Source organism: Streptomyces kronopolitis (assembly GCF_014646275.1).
Taxonomy (GTDB): Bacteria; Actinomycetota; Actinomycetes; order Streptomycetales; family Streptomycetaceae; genus Streptomyces; species Streptomyces kronopolitis.
In genome coordinates, this window is sequence record NZ_BMND01000004.1 from 331,675 (window position 1) to 350,643 (window position 18,969).

The 18,969-nt window shown below is 71.6% G+C and carries 17 protein-coding genes; 6 read left to right on the forward strand and 11 right to left on the reverse strand.

Annotated elements, in window-relative coordinates; all coding sequences use genetic code 11:
- Positions 1 to 372: 372 nt before the first annotated feature.
- Positions 373 to 1,167: a rhomboid-like protein gene (locus IEY78_RS07625; protein ID WP_373294079.1), complete on the forward strand. Its 795-nt coding sequence runs from the start codon at positions 373 to 375 to the stop codon at positions 1,165 to 1,167.
- On the opposite strand, the gene IEY78_RS07630 is transcribed toward IEY78_RS07625, so the two are convergent.
- The 9 genes from IEY78_RS07630 to IEY78_RS07670 all read right to left on the reverse strand — a co-directional run bounded on the left by IEY78_RS07630 (position 1,155) and on the right by IEY78_RS07670 (position 11,475).
- Positions 1,155 to 1,970 (reverse strand): HAD family hydrolase, encoded by an 816-nt coding sequence (locus IEY78_RS07630; protein WP_189096803.1) that lies wholly within the window; start codon positions 1,968 to 1,970, stop codon positions 1,155 to 1,157. The two genes, IEY78_RS07625 and IEY78_RS07630, sit on opposite strands and share 13 nt — an antisense overlap.
- Positions 1,967 to 3,256, reverse strand: a complete 1,290-nt coding sequence (serS, locus tag IEY78_RS07635; protein WP_189096804.1) for a serine--tRNA ligase — start codon at positions 3,254 to 3,256, stop codon at positions 1,967 to 1,969. The genes IEY78_RS07630 and serS overlap by 4 nt, the downstream gene beginning before the upstream one ends.
- Positions 3,257 to 3,932: 676 nt before the next feature.
- Entirely contained in the window at positions 3,933 to 4,859 is a 927-nt protein-coding gene (gene pheA / locus IEY78_RS07640; protein ID WP_189096805.1) for a prephenate dehydratase, read from the reverse strand.
- 131 nt (positions 4,860 to 4,990) lie between these two features.
- Complete coding sequence (efeB, locus tag IEY78_RS07645) at positions 4,991 to 6,379, reverse strand: iron uptake transporter deferrochelatase/peroxidase subunit (RefSeq protein ID WP_229699762.1); 1,389 nt, start codon at positions 6,377 to 6,379, stop codon at positions 4,991 to 4,993.
- Positions 6,376 to 8,487 carry a copper resistance CopC/CopD family protein gene (locus tag IEY78_RS07650; RefSeq protein ID WP_189096807.1) on the reverse strand — a complete coding sequence of 704 codons (2,112 nt, stop codon included), beginning with the start codon at positions 8,485 to 8,487 and terminating at the stop codon, positions 6,376 to 6,378. The genes efeB and IEY78_RS07650 overlap by 4 nt, the downstream gene beginning before the upstream one ends.
- A gap of 87 nt (positions 8,488 to 8,574) precedes the next feature.
- Positions 8,575 to 9,018: a copper chaperone PCu(A)C gene (locus IEY78_RS07655; RefSeq protein WP_189096808.1), complete on the reverse strand. Its 444-nt coding sequence runs from the start codon at positions 9,016 to 9,018 to the stop codon at positions 8,575 to 8,577.
- Positions 9,015 to 9,662, reverse strand: a complete 648-nt coding sequence (locus IEY78_RS07660; protein ID WP_189096809.1) for an SCO family protein — start codon at positions 9,660 to 9,662, stop codon at positions 9,015 to 9,017. Before IEY78_RS07660 ends, IEY78_RS07655 begins: the two co-directional genes overlap by 4 nt.
- An 87-nt stretch (positions 9,663 to 9,749) precedes the next feature.
- The gene (locus tag IEY78_RS07665; protein ID WP_229699763.1) at positions 9,750 to 10,502 is read right to left on the reverse strand and encodes a YcnI family copper-binding membrane protein; all 753 of its coding nucleotides are present in this window, start codon (positions 10,500 to 10,502) and stop codon (positions 9,750 to 9,752) included.
- Between the two features lie 139 nt (positions 10,503 to 10,641).
- Positions 10,642 to 11,475, reverse strand: a complete 834-nt coding sequence (locus IEY78_RS07670; protein WP_189096811.1) for a hypothetical protein — start codon at positions 11,473 to 11,475, stop codon at positions 10,642 to 10,644.
- 246 nt (positions 11,476 to 11,721) lie between these two features.
- Here IEY78_RS07670 and IEY78_RS07675 point away from each other — a divergent pair, with 246 nt between their 5' ends.
- Positions 11,722 to 12,219, forward strand: a complete 498-nt coding sequence (locus tag IEY78_RS07675) for an ATP-binding protein (RefSeq protein WP_189096812.1) — start codon at positions 11,722 to 11,724, stop codon at positions 12,217 to 12,219.
- Positions 12,220 to 12,312: 93 nt separating this feature from the next.
- Here IEY78_RS07675 and IEY78_RS07680 read toward each other — a convergent pair whose 3' ends face one another.
- Both IEY78_RS07680 and IEY78_RS07685 read right to left on the reverse strand, forming a co-directional pair.
- Positions 12,313 to 13,647, reverse strand: a complete 1,335-nt coding sequence (locus IEY78_RS07680) for a tyrosine-type recombinase/integrase (RefSeq protein WP_229699764.1) — start codon at positions 13,645 to 13,647, stop codon at positions 12,313 to 12,315.
- Entirely contained in the window at positions 13,640 to 13,957 is a 318-nt protein-coding gene (locus IEY78_RS07685; RefSeq protein ID WP_189096813.1) for a helix-turn-helix domain-containing protein, read from the reverse strand. Before IEY78_RS07685 ends, IEY78_RS07680 begins: the two co-directional genes overlap by 8 nt.
- Before the next feature lie 401 nt (positions 13,958 to 14,358).
- Here IEY78_RS07685 and IEY78_RS07690 point away from each other — a divergent pair, with 401 nt between their 5' ends.
- From IEY78_RS07690 to IEY78_RS07705, 4 genes are all read left to right on the forward strand, one after another.
- Positions 14,359 to 14,589: a helix-turn-helix domain-containing protein gene (locus IEY78_RS07690; protein ID WP_189096814.1), complete on the forward strand. Its 231-nt coding sequence runs from the start codon at positions 14,359 to 14,361 to the stop codon at positions 14,587 to 14,589.
- 621 nt (positions 14,590 to 15,210) lie between these two features.
- Positions 15,211 to 16,380, forward strand: a complete 1,170-nt coding sequence (locus IEY78_RS07695; protein WP_373294085.1) for a DUF3631 domain-containing protein — start codon at positions 15,211 to 15,213, stop codon at positions 16,378 to 16,380.
- A 185-nt stretch (positions 16,381 to 16,565) separates the two neighbouring features.
- Positions 16,566 to 17,294 (forward strand): MobC domain-containing protein, encoded by a 729-nt coding sequence (locus IEY78_RS07700; protein ID WP_229699765.1) that lies wholly within the window; start codon positions 16,566 to 16,568, stop codon positions 17,292 to 17,294.
- On the forward strand, positions 17,284 to 18,957 hold the full coding sequence (locus tag IEY78_RS07705) for a relaxase/mobilization nuclease domain-containing protein (protein WP_189096816.1): 1,674 nt from the start codon (positions 17,284 to 17,286) through the stop codon (positions 18,955 to 18,957). Before IEY78_RS07700 ends, IEY78_RS07705 begins: the two co-directional genes overlap by 11 nt.
- Positions 18,958 to 18,969: the final 12 nt, after the last annotated feature.

Genomic DNA, 18,969 nt, shown 5'->3' on the forward strand with positions numbered 1-18,969 from the left:
GCCCTGACGCTATGCCCGGGATGCGGGACTTCCGGCCGGTCCCTGACGCGTCATTGACGGGTTGTGGGCCCTACTTGACGCGATGCTGCCGCACGGTGGCCGGCTGTGCGGCGGCGGTGACGCAGGGAAGCCGCCGGCCGGCCCCGGACCGCCCCGCCCGACCGTGACCGGCTCCCCCGTGCCCGGGGCGGTGCCCTCCGCCGCACGCTAGCCTCGAATGGTGACAATCGACGGCAATCAGGACGGGACGGCCCCGGGGGGCGCCGGCGGCCACCCCGGGTGCCCCCGCACCGACTTCGGCGCGCCCGCGTCCCTCCGGCGGCGCGTCGGGGCCCCCGGGCCGCGCATCGCCGCCTGCCGAGGGCGCCGCTGATGGGTGGGCCGATGGAGCCGCCGCGCCCCGGTGTGCGGACGCGGTGCGCCAATCCGCTGGTCTGGGCGAAGGAGTGGGTCCGCAGCAGTCCCGGTACGCACATCTGGCTGCTGGTCATCGGGGTCACCAGCCTGGTGGTCGCCTCCGCCTCCGAGGGGCTGGGGGAGTTCCTCGTCCACCGCACCAGCAGCAACATCCACGAGCTGAACGAGCACCCGCTGCCGTCGCTGCTGATCAGCGGCTTCTGGATCGAACGCCCGGCATCCTTCCTGCTCTACGTGGTGATGTTCGAGCTGCTGCACGCCAACGTGGAGCGCTGGACGGGGACCACGCGCTGGCTGCTGACCGTCGGCGGCGCGCACATCGCGGCCACCCTGGCCAGCCAGGAACTCGTCCTGCTGGCCATCGAGGGGCACCGGCTGCCGCGGTCGATGACCCATGTGGTGGACATCGGCGTCTCGTACGGGCTGGCGGCGGCCGCCGGGGTGCTGACCTACCGGCTGCGGCCGCCCTGGCGGTACGGCTACCTCGCCGTGGTGCTGGTGTTCTTCGGCATTCCGCTGCTGACCGGCGCCAGCTTCACCGACTTCGGCCATGCCATCGCGCTGACCATGGGCTTCGCGGCCTGGCCGCTGACCTCGGCGGCGGCCGCCGAGGTAGAGGAGGCCGGGGAGCCAGGGGAGGCCGAGGAAGCAGGGGAGGTGCCATCGGACAAGGCGCACGGGCCGGAGACCGCCGGCCCGGGCCCCCGGTCGCCCGCGGAGCCCGGGCCGCGGGACGGTCAGGAGAGGTAGAGCCGCTCCAGCACCACCGCGACGCCGTCCTCCTCGTGGGAGGCGGTGACTTCGTGCGCGACGGCCTTCAGCTCGTCATGGGCGTTGGCCATCGCCACGCCGTGCGCGGACCAGGCGAACATCGGGATGTCGTTGGGCATGTCGCCGAAGGCCAGCGTCTCCTTGGCGGTGACCCCCAGCCGGCGGGCGGCCAGCGACAGCCCGGTGGCCTTCGACAGGCCCAGCGGCAGCAGTTCGACGATGCCCTCGCCGGCCACCGTCACCCCCACCAGATCCCCGGCGATCTGCCGCGCGGCCAGCGCCAGCGCGTCGTCGTCCAGGGTCGGGTGCTGGATGTAGACCTTGTTGAGCGGGGCCGCCCACAGCTCGCCGGGGTCGTCCATCAGGACGTTCGGCAGCGGGCCCTCCTGGACGCGGTAGCCGGGGCCGACCAGCACCTCGCCCTCCAGCCCGTCGCGGCTGGCCGCCAGATGCAGCGGACCGGTCTCCGCCTCGATCTTGGACAGCGCCAGACCGGCCAGCTGGCGGTCGAGCGTCACCGACGTCAGCAGCCGGTGCTCGCCGGCGTGGTAGACCTGACCGCCCTGCCCGCACACCGCCAGGCCCTTGTACTCCAGGGCGTCCAGGATGTGCCGGGTCCAGGGCACGGCCCGGCCGGTGACGACGATGTGTGCCGCGCCCGCCGCGGTGGCCGCGGCGAGCGCCTGGCGGGTGCGCTCGGAGACGGTCTCGTCGGAGCGCAGCAGCGTCCCGTCGAGATCCGTCGCGATGAGCTTGTAGGGCAGCGGAGCCGGCGTGCTCACTTGGCGACGGGCTCCAGGATCTCGCGGCCGCCCAGGTAGGGGCGGAGCACCTCGGGGACGCGCACCGAGCCGTCCGCCTGCTGGTGGTTCTCGAAGATCGCCACGATGGTGCGCGGAACGGCGCAGAGCGTGCCGTTCAGGGTCGCCAGCGGCGAGACCTTCTGCTTGCCGTCGACGTTCTCGCGCATCCGCACCGAGAGCCGGCGGGCCTGGAACTCGTCGCAGTTCGAGGCCGAGGTCAGCTCGCGGTACTTGCCCTGGGTGGGGATCCAGGCCTCGCAGTCGAACTTGCGGGAGGCCGAGGCGCCGAGGTCACCGGTGGCGACGTCGATCACCTGGAAGGGCAGTTCCAGACCGGTCAGCCACTGCTTCTCCCAGTCCAGCAGGCGCTGGTGCTCGGCCTGGGCGTCCTGCGGCGCGACATAGGAGAACATCTCCACCTTGTCGAACTGGTGGACCCGGAAGATGCCGCGGGTGTCCTTGCCGTAGGTGCCGGCCTCGCGGCGGAAGCACGGCGAGAAACCGGCGTAGCGCAGCGGCAGCTTGGCCGCGTCGACGATCTCGTCCATGTGGTACGCGGCGAGCGGGACCTCGGAGGTGCCGACCAGGTAGTAGTCGTCCTTCTCCAGGTGGTAGACGTTCTCCGCGGCCTGGCCGAGGAAGCCGGTGCCCTCCATGGCGCGCGGGCGCACCAGGGCGGGGGTCAGCATCGGGGTGAAGCCGGCGGCGGTGGCCTGCGCGATGGCGGCGTTGACCAGGGCGAGTTCCAGCAGCGCGCCGATGCCGGTGAGGTAGTAGAAGCGGGAGCCGGAGACCTTGGCGCCGCGCTCGACGTCGATGGCGCCGAGCAGTTCGCCGATCTCCAGGTGGTCCTTCGGGGCGAAGCCCTCGGCGGCGAAGTCGCGGATCGTGCCGTGCGTCTCCAGGACCGTGAAGTCCTCCTCGCCGCCCACGGGGACGTCGGGGTGGACGAGGTTGCCGAGCTTGCGCAGCAGTGCCTGCGCCTCCTCCTTGGCCTCGTCCTGCGCGGCGTCGGCGGCCTTGACCGCGGCGGCCAGCTCGCCGGCCTTCTTCAGCAGCGCGGCCTTCTCGTCGCCGGCGGCCTTGGGGATGAGCTTGCCGAGCGACTTCTGCTCGGCACGCAGCTCGTCGAAGCGGACGCTGGACGACCTGCTCCGCTCGTCGGCGGAGAGAAGCGCGTCGACGAGTTCGACGTCCTCTCCACGGGCGCGCTGGGACGCGCGCACACGGTTGGGGTCCTCACGAAGCAGGCGAAGGTCAATCACCCCCCCAGGCTACCGGGGCCCCACCACGTCACTCGACGCGATATTCCCCCGCACGGCATTTTGTCCGTTTTGGGGTGTTTATTCCCTTAAGGGGGGCGGAAGGAAAGCGACGGGAAATGCGACCGCATTCCGGGGTGCGCACCGGTCCGGCGCGGGGCTTTCGCGATGCGTGGGGAAGGGGATTTCACGGCGTCCCCGCCGGTGATCCACTGCGCGCGGGGCGGCAGTTGGGCGGCCTCCGGGGCGGGGTGCGGGTCAGGGTTATCCCCCGGGATTCCCCTGGTTGTCCACAGGCGCTGGGGGTTTCCGGATTGTTATCCACAGGCTGTGTGTGAGATCTGTGGAAGTCGGAGGAGGCCATTCCGCTGCCGAAATGCTCGGCTATGGATTCTCTGTCCAAACCCCGTTCACGCACTCTTTCGTGTGGGATTGCCTCGCCCTAAAGGATTGATCACCTGAATTGTGCTGACGCTGTCCGACGTGAGGTGCTGTGGAGTGATGTGGGATCAGTAGGGCGATTTGTCGACTCTGTCCGTTTCCCATGTCGACTTACCCACAGGTCGAGAACCGGGCCTGTGGATAACTTTGTGGATAACCCACAGCCCCGCCAAAGCTGCAGGTCGTGCCCTTCCGCGGGAGCCCGGCCGCCGGGTCGCGGCGGGCCCGAGGAGCCCGCTCAGCCCCGCCCGTCCAGGCAGCGCGCCAGCCAGTCCGAGGCCTCGGTGAACGCCGCGTCGGTCATCTCGCGCCGCACCGTCGGCAGCACCTCGTCGGCCCGCGGGTACGAGCCGAGGAAGCGCACCTCGCGGCAGACCCGCTTGAGCCCCATCAGGACCTCGCTGACCCGGCGGTCGGTGAGGTGCCCCTCGCAGTCCACCGAGAAGCAGTAGCGGCCGATGCCCTCGCCGGTCGGCCGGGACTCGATCCGCATCATGTTCACCCCGCGGACCGCGTACTCCTGGAGCAGCTCCAGCAGCGCACCGGGGTGGTCCTCGGCCAGCCACAGCACCACCGAGGTCTTGTCCGCGCCGGTGGGCGAGGCGGGCCGGGCCGGGCGGCCCACCAGCACGAAGCGGGTGGCCGCGTTCTGCGCGTCGTGGATGTCGGTGACCAGCGGCTCGAGGCCGTACGTCGCGGCCGCGAACTCACCGGCGAACGCGCCGTCGTAGCGGCCCTCCTGCACCAGCCGGGCACCGTCGGCGTTCGAGGCCGCCGACTCCCATACCGCCTCCGGGAGTTGGGCCGCCAGCCACTTGCGCACCTGCGGCTGGGCCACCGGATGCCCGGTCACCGTCTTCACCCCGCTGATCGCCGTACCGGGGCGCACCAGCAGCGCGAAGGCGATCGGCAGCAGCACCTCGCGGTAGATCATCAGCGGCTCGCCGGCGGCGAGTTCGTCGAGGGTGGTGGTCACCCCGCCCTCGACGGAGTTCTCGATCGGCACCAGCGCCGCGGCGGCCTCACCGGCGCGCACCGCGTCCAGGGCGGCCGGCACCGACACCATCGGCACCAGCTCGCGGGTGGCCGCCTCGGGCAGGCTGCGCAGCGCGGCCTCCGTGAAGGTGCCCTCGGGGCCGAGATAGGTATAGCGGCTGGCCGACATGGATCAGGACTCCCTCGCGTAACTGCGGGGGCACCCCGCCGATGTTCCTCCCTGCCACGATAACCGGCCCGTCCGGGGCCCGGGCCGGACTTCCACGGCGGGCCCGGGCCGGGCCCGTGACCCCGGGGCGCTCAGCCCTCCAGCAGCGGCCGGCCCACATAGCCGCCCGGCTCCGCGGCCGGCGGCACCGCGAACAGTCCGCTCGCCTCGTGCCGCAGGAACGGCGAGAGCGCGTCCCCGCGGTCCAGCTTCCGCTGGATCTGGGTGAAGGCCCGCAGCGGATCGGCCTGCCAGCAGACGAAGAGCAGACCGGCGTCCGGGGCGCCGTCCTCCCGGAAGCCGTCGTGGTAGGAGAACGGGCGGCGCAGCAGGGCCGCGCCCTGATTGGACGCCGGCGCCGCGATCCGGGCGTGCGCGTTGGCCGGGATCACCGGCAGCCCGTCCGATCCGGTCGCGTCCAGCCGCATCGGGGTGGTCTCGGAACCGCCGGTCAGCGGGGCACCGTTGGCCTTGCGGCGCCCGATGACCTTCTCCTGCTCGTGCCGGGAGCGCTTCTCCCAGTCGTCCAGCAGCATCCGGATCCGCCGCACGACGGCGTACGACCCGCCGCGCATCCAGGCCTGCTCGGCGTCGCGCCCGACGAAGATCCGCTCGTCGAAGTCCTGGTCCGAGGGCTTGGGGTTGTTGGTGCCGTCGATCTGGCCCATCAGATTGCGGGCGGTCATCGGGCGCGCGGTGGCGCCCGGGGTGCGGTTGAAGCCGTTCATCTGCCAGCGCAGCCGGGCACTGCCGGCCGCGTCCTTCTGCAGCGCGCGCAGCGCGTGGAAGGCGACCAGGGCGTCGTCGGCGCCGATCTGGATCCACAGATCGCCGTTGCTGCGCTGGGGGTCCAGCGCGTCGGCGGAGAAGTCCGGCAGCGGGTCGAGCTGCACGGGGCGCCGCTTCGTCAGGCCCGTACGGCCGAAGAAGCTGTGCCCGAGGCCGAAGGTCACGGTCAGCGAGGACGGGCCGGCGTCGAGCGCGACCCCGGTGTCGGCGTCCGGGACGCGCCCGGCCATCAGCTCCTCGGCCGTCCGCGACCAGCGCCGCAGCAGCGCGGCGGCGCTCTTGCGGTCCGCGTCCGGGGCCAGGTCGAAGGCGACGAGATGGCCGGTGGCCTGGAGCGGGGTGGTGATCCCCGCCTGGTGCGTGGCGTGCGTCTTCCGGAACGCCACCTCGGTCGCGCCGATGCTGGTCAGCGCGGTGGGGGCGGGGTCCTGCGCGGCGTGTGCCGCGAGCGCGCCACCGGCCCCGCCGGCCACCAGTCCGGCCGCACCCGCCGCGCCGACGGTGCCGAGCAGCCGGCGGCGGGAGACCTCCGCGGCGCGGGAGGCGCCGCCCGCGTCGGCCGGCGTGGCGGCCGGCTCGGTGGCAGGGGCGGGGACGCGGCCGCCGCCCCGCCCGCCGGTCCGGGTGCCGCCGGTCCGGGCGTCGGGGGTCCGCTTGCCGGTGGCCTTCTTGCCGGAGGTCTGCTTGCTCATGAGCCGATCTTCACGTTCTTGATCTCGGTGACCTGGTCGATGTCGGAGGTCCGCACGACCAGCGACAGCTGCCACTGCCCGGGGACCGGCAGCCGGACCCCGCTCGCGCTCCAGCGGCCCTTGCCCTCGTGCCGGGGGGTGGCCGGCAGCGGCCCGAGCTTCTTGGCCTTCTGGGTGAAGGCGAGCTTCACCTCGGGGACGTCCATGGGCTTGCCCGAGGGATCCGTGAGCCGCAGCCGCACCGTATTGGCGGCCGTGCTGCTCCCGGGGGAGAGGTCGAGGCGGGCGGTGCCCTTGCCGTGCGGGCCGCCGGTGTCGAACGGGACGGTCAGCGCCTGCGGCCGGGCGGCCGCGGCGGACTGCCCGCCCGAGGTGGCCTTGACCGCCTCTTCGGTGCGGGCCGGCTCGGTGGCCGTCAGCACCGTGGTCACCACGAGCACGACGGCCGCGACCGCCGCCTCGGCCAGCACGGACCGGCGCAGCCCCCGCCGCTCCGGGTCGGCGTCGCGCTTCCGCTTGGCCTGTGCGCTGTCCAACGCGGCCTGCTGCCGGGCGAGTTGGGCGGCGCGGGCGGGGTCGGGGGAGGGTGTGTCGTCGGGGGCTTCAGAGGTGTCGGGGGTGCCGGTGTCGCGGGTGCCGGAGGTGTCAGGGGTGTCTGCGGACCCGGAGCCGGCTCCCGTCGCCGGGCGGGTGGCGCGGGCCGATCCGGCGGTGGCGGTGGCGCCGGTGGTGGCAGTGGCCGGAACGCCGACGCCGGCCTTCTCCGCGCCCACCTCCGTGTCCACCTCGGCCGTCAGCTCGTCCCCCGCCGGCACCTCCGCCAGCTGCCCCGTCCACCGGCGCGACGCCCAGGCGATCCCGACGAGCACCGTGACCAGCCCCGCCTTGAGCAGCAGCAGCCACCCGTACGTGGTGTCGGTCAGCGCGCGCCAGGTGCCGACCTGGCGCCAGGACTGGTAGATGCCGGTGGCGACCAGCACCAGCACCGAACCGAACGCGATCCGCGAGAAGCGGCGCACGGCGGCCCGTTCGACCGGCGGGCCCCAGTACAGGGACACCGCCAGCGCCGCCAGCCCGCCGAGCCAGGTGGCGACCGCGAGCAGATGCAGCACGTCGACCGGCATCGCGACGGCGGTCTGCAGACCGGTCGAGGCGTGCTCGGCCATCGCCCAGGTCGCCGCGAGCCCGGCGGCGATGATCACTCCGCCGATGCCGAGGCCGAAGGTCAGGTCCTTGCGCTGCCGCTCCGCCACCGCGGGGTCCAGCGGCTCCTCGCCCGGCTCGGCCGGCTCCTGGGTCCGGGCGTACGCCCCGAAGAGCACCGCCACGAGAAGCGCCGCGGCGGCGAGCAGCAGCAGCCGGGAGACCAGCGCCGCACCCGGCTTGGTGACCAGGACCTGCTGGAGGCCGCCGAAGTCGAAGACGTCGGCGAGATCGCCGGACCCCGTGTAGGGGGTACGCAGCAGCAGCATCGCCACCGTGGTGCCGGTCAGCAGCGCCCAGCCCTGGACGACCAGCCGCTGCACGGACCGGACGAGGGCCGCGGCCGGCCGGCAGGCCACCACGAACGCGGCGCCGCCGACCAGCAGCACGAACCCGGTGTACGCCAGCGCGCGGGCGATCCCGTAGAGCGCGCCCACCAGCCCGCCGCCGGCCTTGTCCTGGGGAACGGCGGCGGTGGTCTTGGAGGGCGCGCCGACCGAGAAGGTGAAGGCGCCGGAGACGGGGTGGCTGTCGGCGGAGACCGCCTGCCAGGCGACGGTGTACGTACCGTTGCCGAGCCCCGCCGGCAGCCCGGCGCCGTACTTGACGACGTTGCCGCTGGACAGGTTGCGCAGCTTGCCGGCGTCCACCCGCTTGCCCTTCGGGTCCAGGACCCGGATGGAGTCGTCGCCCATGGCCACGCCCTCGGAGAAGGTGAGCGCCACCTGCCCGGGGGCGTGGTCGACCACCGCCCCCTGCGCGGGCGTGCTGCCGGTCAGCGCGGCGTGCGCCGACGCCGGGGCGGCACCGCCGAGTCCGCCGAGCAGCGCACCCGCCAGCGCCATCGCGACGACCAGCAGGCGCAGCACGGCGGACCGTCCCGGCCGGAGCCCGGTGGTGACCATAGTGATCGCTCCCCTTACTGCGTCTGCTGGTTGCTGCGTCTGCTGGTTGTCCGTGCGGAGCCGGCCGGCCCGGCTCCGCGGAGGCGGCTACTTCTTCGGCGCGTAGGTGGCGGCCTTGACCGGGACCTCCACCTTGATCGGCTTCGCGGTGGCGAAGTGCAGCTCGACGGTGACCTTCTCGCCCTCGGCCGGCTTCTTCTTCAGGCCCATGAACATCAGGTGGCTGCCGCCGCGGCCGAGCACCAGCTCGCCGTTGGCCGGTACGGGCAGGGAGTTGACCTGCTCCATCTTGCTGCCGACCGTCTTGTGCAGCGAGATGTCCTTGGACAGGTCGCTGGTGACGGAGGTGAGCTTGTCGGCGGTGCCGCCGCTGTTCTTGACGGTGAAGTACGCGCCCGCCATGTCCTGGGTGACCGGCTGCGGCATGTACGCGTCCGCGACCTTGAGCTTCGGCGCGCTGTCGCCGCAGCCCGCCAGTACGAGACCGGTGGTCAGGGTGAGGGCGGCGGCGAGGGTGGTGCGGCGGTTCACGGGTTCTGTCCCTTGACGATCTTCGGCAGTGCCTTGGTGTAGTTGTCGGAGGTCGCCTCCTGCATGCCCATCCAGTGGATCTTGTTGTCCTTGGGGGAGCTGAGCAGCACCTGCGCCCCATGGGTGGACACGACATCGCCGTTCTTCTTCTTGACCGGCTTCTCGATGCCGATGTTCACGCTGCGCGCGCCGGCCTGGATGGTGTCGAACTTGCCGGTCAGCCCGGTGAAGTCCTTGTTGATGCCGCCGAGCCACTTCTTGAGGGTGGCCGGGGTGTCGCGCTCGGGGTCGGAGGTGACGAAGACGACCCGCAGATCCTTCTGCTCGGCCTTCGGCAGCTGCTTCACCGCGACGGCGATGTTGGCCATCGTCAGCGGGCAGACGTCCGGGCAGTTGGTGTAGCCGAAGTAGATCAGTGTGGGGTGGCCCTTGGTCTCCTTCACCAGGTCGTACTTCTTGCCGGCGGTGTCCGTCAGGACGAGGTCCGGCTTCGCCATCGGGTTGTCGAGCGTGACGATCGGCTTGGCGGCGGTGCCGCCGGAGACCTCGGCGGCGGGCTTGTCCTGGTCATCGCCGTTGCAGGCGGTCAGGCTGAGGGCTGCGGCCGCCGTGAGGGCGGACGCCAGCAGGGTCCTTCTACGCATTGCAGATAAATCCTGTGAGTTCGGCTCCCGGAGCTCCGGGAGGGAGTGCACGGGCCGGCACGGGTCGGGCGCCGGCCCATGCGGTGATCAGGCGCTGCGGCGCCGGCCGGCGAACACGCCGAAGCCGACTCCGGCGAGGCCGACGACGATGCCGGCGGCGCCCAGGACGCGGGCCGTGGTGTCACTGCCGGACGCCGCGGCGGCGGTGTTCTTGCCACCGTCCTCGCCGCTCTTGCCGTCCGCGGCGGCGCCGTGGCCGTCCGCCTCGGCCGCGGTGAGCTTGAGCACCGGCGCCGGGTTCTCCGGCTCCGGTGCGCCTTCCTTGGTGGGCTCGATCCAGCGCACGACCTTCTTGTCGTCGTACGTCTGCAGGGCCTTGAAGACGAGCTGGCCGGTGTCCTTCGGCAGCTGCCCCACGGAGAGCGGGAACTGCTGGAACTGGCCCGGCTCGACGCCCTTGCCCTCGGCCGTCCACGTGATCTTCGAGGGGGCTTCGGTGATCTTCTCGCCCTCCATCTCGATCGGCTTGGGGAGCTTGGCCTTGGTGATCGACACCTTCCAGCCCGGCACCGGCTGCGGCATGACGGACGCCAGCGGGTGGTCGGTCGGCAGGGTGACCTCGAGCTTCACCGTCGAGGAGTCGTCGCGCTCGTTGGGCACCTTGAAGTTGACGGTGGCGAAGCCGCCCTTCGGGGCCGTCTCCGGCTGCACGCTGACGTGCGCGAAGGCCGGTCCGGCGAGCAGCAGCACGCTGCCGGCCGCGGCGGCGCCGACCAGCGGCATCCGGCGCGCGTAGCGCCGCGTCCGCGACGACTCCGGCTGCTGCGACGGCGTCGTCATCGGCGTCATCTTCGAATTCCTCGACATCGAAAAACACTCCACAGGAAGGAGAAAGGTGCTCATAACGGTTCGGGTGGCGCGCGTACGGCGACGACGCGCGAGCCCGTACCCGTCCTGTGGGAGCGTGGTTCGCGTGACGTCAGGCCGCGAGGGCGAGGGTGGGTGGCCCGCGCCTGATCACACTGTGGTGGAGTGCGGGGTCCTGCGGGCCGGGTTTGTCATCCCCGTACGAAACGGGGGCGCGCAGCGTCTTGTCGTGCGCCGTCGCAAGTCCCGTGAGCAGGGCACGGACCAGCCGGAGCGCCCCGCGCACCGCATGGGCCAGCGTCCGCACGGCGCTCTCGTACGCCGCCGGCGCCGACAGCCGCACCAGTCGCCACAGCGCCGCCTCGCCCCGCCGCAGCAGCCAGCCGAGCGCGAGCGCGGCCAGCAGGTGTCCCAGCAGCATGGGCAGCGAGGGCAGCAGCGCCTCGGGCCCGGAGCCCGCGGCGCCGGCCATGGGGTGCCCCGCCGGAGCGGTCATCCCGGCGGCCGACGCCGTGTCGAAGCCGCCCGAGCCGAGCATCCGGCGGGCCTGCGCACCATCCATCCGCCCGGCGCCGAACCCGCAGGTGATATGGCGGGCAAGGGCGATCGCCGCCTGGTCCGAGAGGCCGCCGATGCCGTGTCCGCCGACGCGGGGCGGCGCGAGCCGAAGGCTCTGGCCCCAGGAGAACAGCGCATGCAGACCGAGCTGCGCCACGGCGAGTCCCGCGGCGATCCCCGGCAGCGAACGCTCCCGCCCGGCCAGCGGCGCCGCGAGCGCGAAGACCGCGACCCCGGCCAGCCCGAGCGTCCACAGCGGGACGCCGGCGCACGAGGCGGTGATGTGCCCGGCCGCGGACAGCGCGACACAGGCCGCGGCGAAGACCGCGGCCCTCAGCAGCCGCAGATCGGCGGCCGCGCGCGCTGTGGAGGCGGGCGGGGGAGTCATGGCGGCGCCATCATCCCACTGCACTTATGGGCCGCCTACGGCAGGTCGGCACCAAGGGGCGCCCGGCGGGGCGCCCGAGGAGTCCGGCGGGGCGCGCAAGGGCGCATGGGAGGCGCTGCACCTACACCGATGCGCTCACTCTTCGCATCCGCCGAATGAGCGATATCACGTCCCGGACATGCTTACGGACCTTGAGGCACGGCAATAGGTATCGATATGTCGAGCCGCGGCCAGGAGGCTGGAGCGATGAGCATCTGGTGGTCACTCCATTTGCGGCGTGAGGCTGCGAGCGTCCCGCTCGCCCGCCGCCTGCTGCTGGGCACGATGGAGACGGCGGGCGTGGACCCGGACATCTGCTACGACCTGGCGGTGGCCCTCTCCGAGGCCTGTGCCAACGCCGTCGAGCACGGCGGGGACGCCGCCTCCGAGGACTACTGCGTCACGGCGTTCATCGACGGCGACACCTGCCGCATCGAGATCACCGACTCGGGCCCCGGCTTCCGCCCCCGCCCCGCACCCTCCGCCCCGCCCCATACGGCCGAGGACCGCGCCCTCGCGCCGGCCCCCGTGCCCACCCCCGCGCAGGCCCCCGCCTTCGCCGAGGACGGCCGGGGGCTCTTTCTGATCGAGGCCCTGACCGACCACGTCCACTACCGCAACCGCACGGGCCGCCCCGGCGCGGTCGTCAGCTTCGACAAGATCCTCAAGTGGCGCGAGGGGGCGGCGCTTCCGCTGGCGTCGTGAACGGTCCGGCCTGGAATTCGGGCTCTGACCTGCTGAAACCCGATGTGATCGGGTAGGTGTGCGGCGGCTTGAATCGCCCTTCACCGGTCGGATTCAGGCGACCAGGGCACACGCAGGGCACATGGCGGAGGATTCCGCCGCGGCCGGTGTGCCCTCGCTGTGCACGGTCGCTGCGGGGGTGTCGCCCGTAAGCGCTTGGGCGAACGCCGCATCCATCGCCCGCCGCGTACGGGACTCGCTGTTCGGCATCAGGTGCGTGTACGTGCGCAGCGTGAAGCCGGCGTCAGAGTGGCCGAGGTACTCGGACAGCGCCTTGATGCTTTCGCCGGCGTCGAGGAGGACGGACGCGTAGGCGTGGCGGTAGGCGTGCATGCCGTCGTCGGGGGCGGCCGCGTAGCGCGGCGACCCCTTCTCGCGGGGCGGGATGACTCCGGCATCGGCGAGGGCGCTCTTCCAGACGTACTGGTTGAAGACGCTGCGGTGGTACGCGCGCCCCTGCTCGTCGGTGAAGAGCAGCCGGTACGTGCGGGGCTCACCGTCAGGTTTTATCCACGGCAGGGTCACGGACACCGGCGGGTAGTCCTTCATGTGGGCCTTGATCGCGGCCGCCAGCTGGTCCGCCATGGGGGCGGTGCGGATCCGGTTGCCCTTGGGCGGGGCGAACACCATGGTCGACCGGACCAGCTTGATCTGCTGGTTGATGTGGACCACGCCGCGGTCGAAGTCGAGCTCGTCCTCGTCGAAGCCGAAGACCTCACCTTGGCGCAGGCCGCAGCCGAACGCCAGCTTGCCGCCGCACTGGAAGCGGTGTGGCAGAGCGTCCGTGACCGCGTGCACGCGCGCCAGGCTCCAGGGGACGACCTTCCGCCTCGGCTTGCTGGGTAGCTTGACCGAGCTGGACTTGCACGGGTTCTTGGGCAGCAGCCCGTCCTCCACAGCGGCGTCCAGCATGGCGGAGAACACGGAGTTGACCAAGCCAATGGTGGACGCCTCAAGGCCCGCACCCTGGAGCTTCTTCACCCAACCCTGGATGAGCGAAGGACGGTTGAGGGATCGCAACTCCAGATGACCCAGGTGCGGCTCGATGTGGTTGCGGACGATGCCCGTGTACGCGTCCACCGTGCCGATGCCGGCGGTCGCGTCGTCGAGCCACTCGCGGGCGTACGTCTTGAGCGTCTTCTTCGCCGCCGTCGGGTCGATGTACTTGCCCTGGCGCAGGTCGTTGTCCACGGCTGCCGCAGCCGCCTCGGCATCGACCTTCCGGTCGTAATTCTCCTTACGCTGATTGCCGAGCGGGTCGCGGTAGCGCAGCTGCCAGCGCTTGCCCTTGCCGTGGTCGGCCGTGGGGACCTTGCCCTTGTGCTCCGGGCACTCGTCGTCGCCTTCCTTGGGGAAGGACTTGTGCCATCGGTCGTACACGTCAGCCAAGGAGGGCCCCCTGCACGAGGCTGAGGGACTGCATCGTGGGACGACAGGCGACGCCTGGGGCTGTCCACCGTGGCAGCAAGTCACGTGGGGCTACGCCGAGAGCGGCGGCGATGGTGACGAGGTCGTCCACGTCGCAGCGGCGGCGGGCGCGCTCGGTGCGACTGATGGCGGTGTTGGTGAGCGGGCGCCCCAGCGCGGTGCAGCGTTCGGCGAGCTGGTGCTGGGAGAGCGCGCGAGCCAGACGCAGGCGCTCGATATTGCGAGCAGCCTGGACTCCGGCGGGGCCTATTTCTACGGGTCGTGTTGCCATGACAGACAGCTTTAACTCGAATTGCCGGGCCGTGGCAAGAGTTGGTTCTTAAAGTCTCCAATACTCGTAGGCGCCGGGGAATTATCGGCCGCGACGTGCGGTTCGGTGAGGCCGGAATTGTGTGCTACGGTCCGCCGCCGCAGCGGCATCGGAAGCTGGCACCACAGCCCTCTCGCCTGGTGGTTCGTCCCGGAGGGGGCGTCGGGCGCTGATGAGATCCCTGCGAAAACCGGCATAGGTGGCGGAGCGATTTCGGAAATCCGGAATCAGCGTTTACGGTATTAGCCCCAATCGGTGAGGTGCCGTTTGGTGCGGCCGCAGAATTTCCGCACAATGCCGCTGGATGCTGCAGGAGATCTGTGGCTATCTTGTCCAACCCCGAATCCCCTCGAAGGAGTCCCATGCCCAAAATTCCACGCCCCGCAGCTTCATCAGGCGGCCCGGACCGTGCGCCGCTGGCCACTCCGGAGGACGTCGCCGCCTACCTCGGTGTGCCGGTGAAGACCCTCTACCAGTGGCGGCATCGCCGCATCGGCCCGAACGTCCTCAAGGTCGGCCGGCATCTGCGCTACCGCTGGCGGGAGGTGGACGAATGGCTTTCTGCCCAGTCCGCGTACGAGCTCACGGCGTAGCCGGCGCCGAAACAGTGCGGCCCCCGGCGCGCCAACGCCGAGGGCCGGAGATTCCCCTGCTGACTGCCCATCCCTGAACGACGAGCTGGTGAGGGGCGGGACCTTGCCCGTCCTGCCCCTCACCGGAGAGGAACGTCTATGGAGGACTCTACGTCCCCCAGCACCACGAACACATCCCCCAAGACCGTCTGGCCCACGGTTGCGGTCCCTGGCCAGGGCATCCCCTATCGTCGCGCGGAACAGGTGGACACACGGTCCCCTGCGTTGTCGGACGTTGCAGCAGGTGCGGACCAGCGCCCCGCTGACGCGCCGGCTGAGGACCGTCCCCGCGATGCGCCCGGTCCCCGGTCCCCGCAAGCCACGGTTCCCATATCCACGTCCGGCGGAAACGTGCAGGTCAGCAGCGTGCACATGGGGACCGGTCCCCAAGGCGCGGACGTTGCGCCAGGGGACCGCAATGGGGACCGTGATCGTGGTCCCCGCCGGTCGCCGGGGATCGACGGTCCCGTGGAGGGGACCGTGCAGCACGAGATCGTGGTCCCCGACGACGGGGCGGGCACCGGAGACCACGTGGGCACCGGGGTCGAGGTGGCCGGTGATGGCGCCGCGCTGCTGGATGAGTTGCGGGCGGCGATCGGCAAGTACGTGGTGCTGCCCGGCGAGGAGGCACTCACCGCAGTCACCCTGTGGGTGGCCGCCTCCCACATCCAGACCGCTCTGCAGCACGCGCCCCGCCTGGCGGTGGTGAGCCCGACGAAGGGCTGCGGCAAGTCTCGTGTCCTGGACGTGCTCCACGAGACCGTGCACCAATCGATGATGACGGTGAACACCTCCCCGGCGGTCATCTTCCGCGTCATCGGCAAGAACCCGCCCACGCTGCTGGTGGACGAGGCCGACACCATCTTCGGCCCCAAAGCGGGCGACAAGGAGGACCTGCGCGGCCTGCTGAACGCCGGACACCAGCGCAACCGGCCCGCCTGGCGCATCTCCGGACCGGAGCACAAGCCGACCCCCTATCCCACCTTCGCCATGGCCGCGATCGCAGGGATCGGCGACCTGCCCGACACGATCATGGACAGGGCGGTCGTGCTGCGGATGCAGAAGCGCAAGCCGGGAGAGAAGGTCACGCCGTTCAGGTCGCGGTACTCGGTGCCCGAACTGAACGCGCTGCGTGACCGGCTGGCCGCCTGGCTGGGGCCGCTGCGGAGCACGGCAGCCCGCATGGTGCCGGAAATGCCGGTGGAGGACCGTGCGGCGGACACCTGGGAGCCGCTGGTCATCATCGCCGACCTGGCCGGCGGACGCTGGCCCGCCCAGGCCCGGGCCGCCTGCCTGGCCATGACCCGGCATGAGGCGGTCCAGGACGAGCAGAGCAGTCTGAAGACGCGGCTGCTGCGCGACATTCACCGCATCTTCGAGCGGGAGAACAACCCGGAGGCCCTGCCGACCCAGGATCTGGTCGCCGCCCTGATCCAGGACGCCGATGGTCCGTGGGCGGAGTACGGCACCAAGGGCCTGAACGCCTACCACCTGGGCAACATGCTGAGGGACTTTGGCATCAGCTCGGCCAACCACCGGTTCGACAAGGGCAGGCAGGCCAAGGCGTACATGCGCAATCGCTTCCTCGACGCCTGGGCTCGCCACTGCCCCGATCTCGCCGAGGCGGCACCCGATCCCGCGCAGGGGACCGGTCCGGCGCGCCAGGGTTACGGGCTGCCGCCCGCCGGGCCGACGGGGTCGCTGCCCATCGGTCCGCCCGGCGCCATTACGGGCCCCAAGCGCAGCCGTTAACCCGCCTCCCTGAGTCCGTATCAATCCGTCGCGTCCGTCCCCGCGCAGGTCAGCGCGGGGACGGACGTCCTCACCGGGACGGACTTCTCCGTACCAGCACCCGCGTCCGTACCTGCTCTGACCAGCCCTGCAACGGATGCGACGGACGTGACGAAGTCCCGCCCACACACCGCCGGAGCACCGCCATGCACGACACTGAAACCGACGACCGCCACCCCGCTCGCCGCCGTAAGGGATGGTTCGGCCTGGGTCGACGAACAGCAGCAAGCTGGAGCGAACGAGCCTCTAACGAGGCTTCGTCCGCGCTTGCACCCGCCCCAGGGGTGGCGGAGGAAGAGGTGGCCGGGCGCCAGCGGGCGCCCGAGCCGGTAGAGGGGAAGGCTGAGCCCAACGCCGCGACCTGCGCCGACAGCGCCGAGCATCCCGCCGTCCCGCATACCGAAGTGCTTGCCGATGCCCAAGTGCCCGTCGAGCAGCCGTCGTGGCGTGAGCCTGACGCCCCGGTGCTGCCCGCGCGGATGAACCGCAAGCGCACCACCGAGAAACGCGACCAGGTCAAGAACATCCGCTTCACCCGGACCGCCGTAGGCATCATCAACGCCGAAGCCAAGCGGCGTGGCCAGGCGTTCGCCGGGTTCGTCGGCGACGCCGCGCTGGCGGTCGCGCTCGGCAAGGCGAACATGGCCGGCAGTCCGGAGGACGACCCCATCCGCCCGCTGGTGGAGGCCGTTGAGGCACACACCAGGTCGCTCAACCGCATCGGCACCAACCTCAACCAGATCACCATGGCCATCCACTCCGGCGCGATACCCGAGCGCACTGAGGCCGTACTCGCGGGCATCGAGCGGGCGGCCGAGGCCAGTTATCGGCTGATCGACCAGCTGCTCGCGGAAGGGGCCGCTCATGGTGCCTGACGTCTCCACCGGCTGCGACACCCGCGGGTTGATTGCCTACCTGTTCGGCCCCGGTCGCCGCGACGAACACACCGACCCCCACATCGTCGTCGCCTGGGACCTCGCCGGCGCACCCGACCCCGGCCGCGACCCGAACGCCACCTACACCCAACTCGCCAACCGCCTCGACCATCACGTCGACCTGCGCACCCGCGAACTCGGCAAGAGGCCACCGCAGCACGTGTGGCACTGCCCAGTGCGCACCGCGCCCGGTGACCGCTATCTGACCGACGCCGAGTGGGCCGAGGTCGCCCGCCGGGTCGTCGCCACCACCGGCATCGCGCCCGAGGGCGACGAGAAAGCCTGCCGGTGGATCGCGGTACGGCACGCGGAGGACCACATCCACATCCTGGCTACCACCGTCCGCGCCGACGGCCGCCGGCCCCGGACCAACCGGGACGGCTGGCGGGCCCAGAAGGAGTGCCGCAAGATCGAGGTCGAGTTCGGGTTGCGCCGCCTGAAGTCCGGCGACCTCACCGCTCCCCGCACGCCGACCGGGGCAGAGCGAGCCAAGGCCGAACGGCAGGGTCAGGACGTGACCGCGCGGGAGTGGCTGCGCGAGCAGGCGTACGCGGTCGCCGCTTCCGTGCGCAGCATGGACGACTACTTCACCGTGCTGGGCTCGCTCGGCATCCAGGTCAAGCCGCGCACCGGCCCCGAGACCGGTGAGGTGACCGGCTACAGCCTGGCCGCACCCGGCGACACCATCTGGTTCGGTGGCTCCAAGCTTGCCCCCGACCTGTCCTACAACCGCCTGCGCGAACGCCTCCCCTCCCAAGAGGTGGTCGACCGCCCGCAACCGGTGGCGGACCCGGCCGAGTCGTGGCGCCGTACCGAATCCGCTGTGCACACGGCCCGTACGGTCCTTGATGTGGGAGACGACGCCGTGGCCCAAGGGCACCTGGAAGCCTTCGGCGACGTCCTGCACAACCTCGCCCGCGCCACACCCGGCCCGCACCAAGCCGAACTGCAAGCAGCAGCCAAGGCGTTCAACCGAGCCCGCCGCTCGGCCATCCGTGCCGATCACCAGGCCGCCACCGATCTACGCCAAGCCGCCAAAGAACTCGCCTATGCGCCCAACATGCCGGGCGGACTGGCCATAGCCGTGGTCTTCGCAGCCCTGCACGTGGCCCGCGCCGCCGCCACGTGGCACGCACAGCGCGGCCACGAACAGCAGGCCGCCGCAGCCGAACAAGCCGTCCGCCACCTGCAGGACAGCTACCGCCAAGCCGCCGAGCCGGTCCTGGCGGACCTCACCCGCCGCGCGCCCCGCGCTGCCACAGCCCTGCGATTCGAGGCCGTCGTGCGGGCAGCTGTCCCCGACCACGCCGACCGGATCCTTACGGACCCCGCCTGGCCCGCCCTGACCACCACCCTCGCCCGCGCCGAGACCGCCGGCCACAACACCCGACACCTCCTGGCCGAGGTCGTCGCCCGCCGAGAACTCGACACCGCCGAACGTCCCGCCGAGGTCCTCAACTGGCGCATCACCGCTCAGCCGAACAAGCGCGCACAGGCAGCCCGCACCAGCAGCACCCGCCACACCGCACGCACCGCGCCCACATCACAGCCCGCACCCGCGGCGACCAGCGAACAGCCAGCGGATCGGCGTCGACGCCGATGACGATCACGGGCT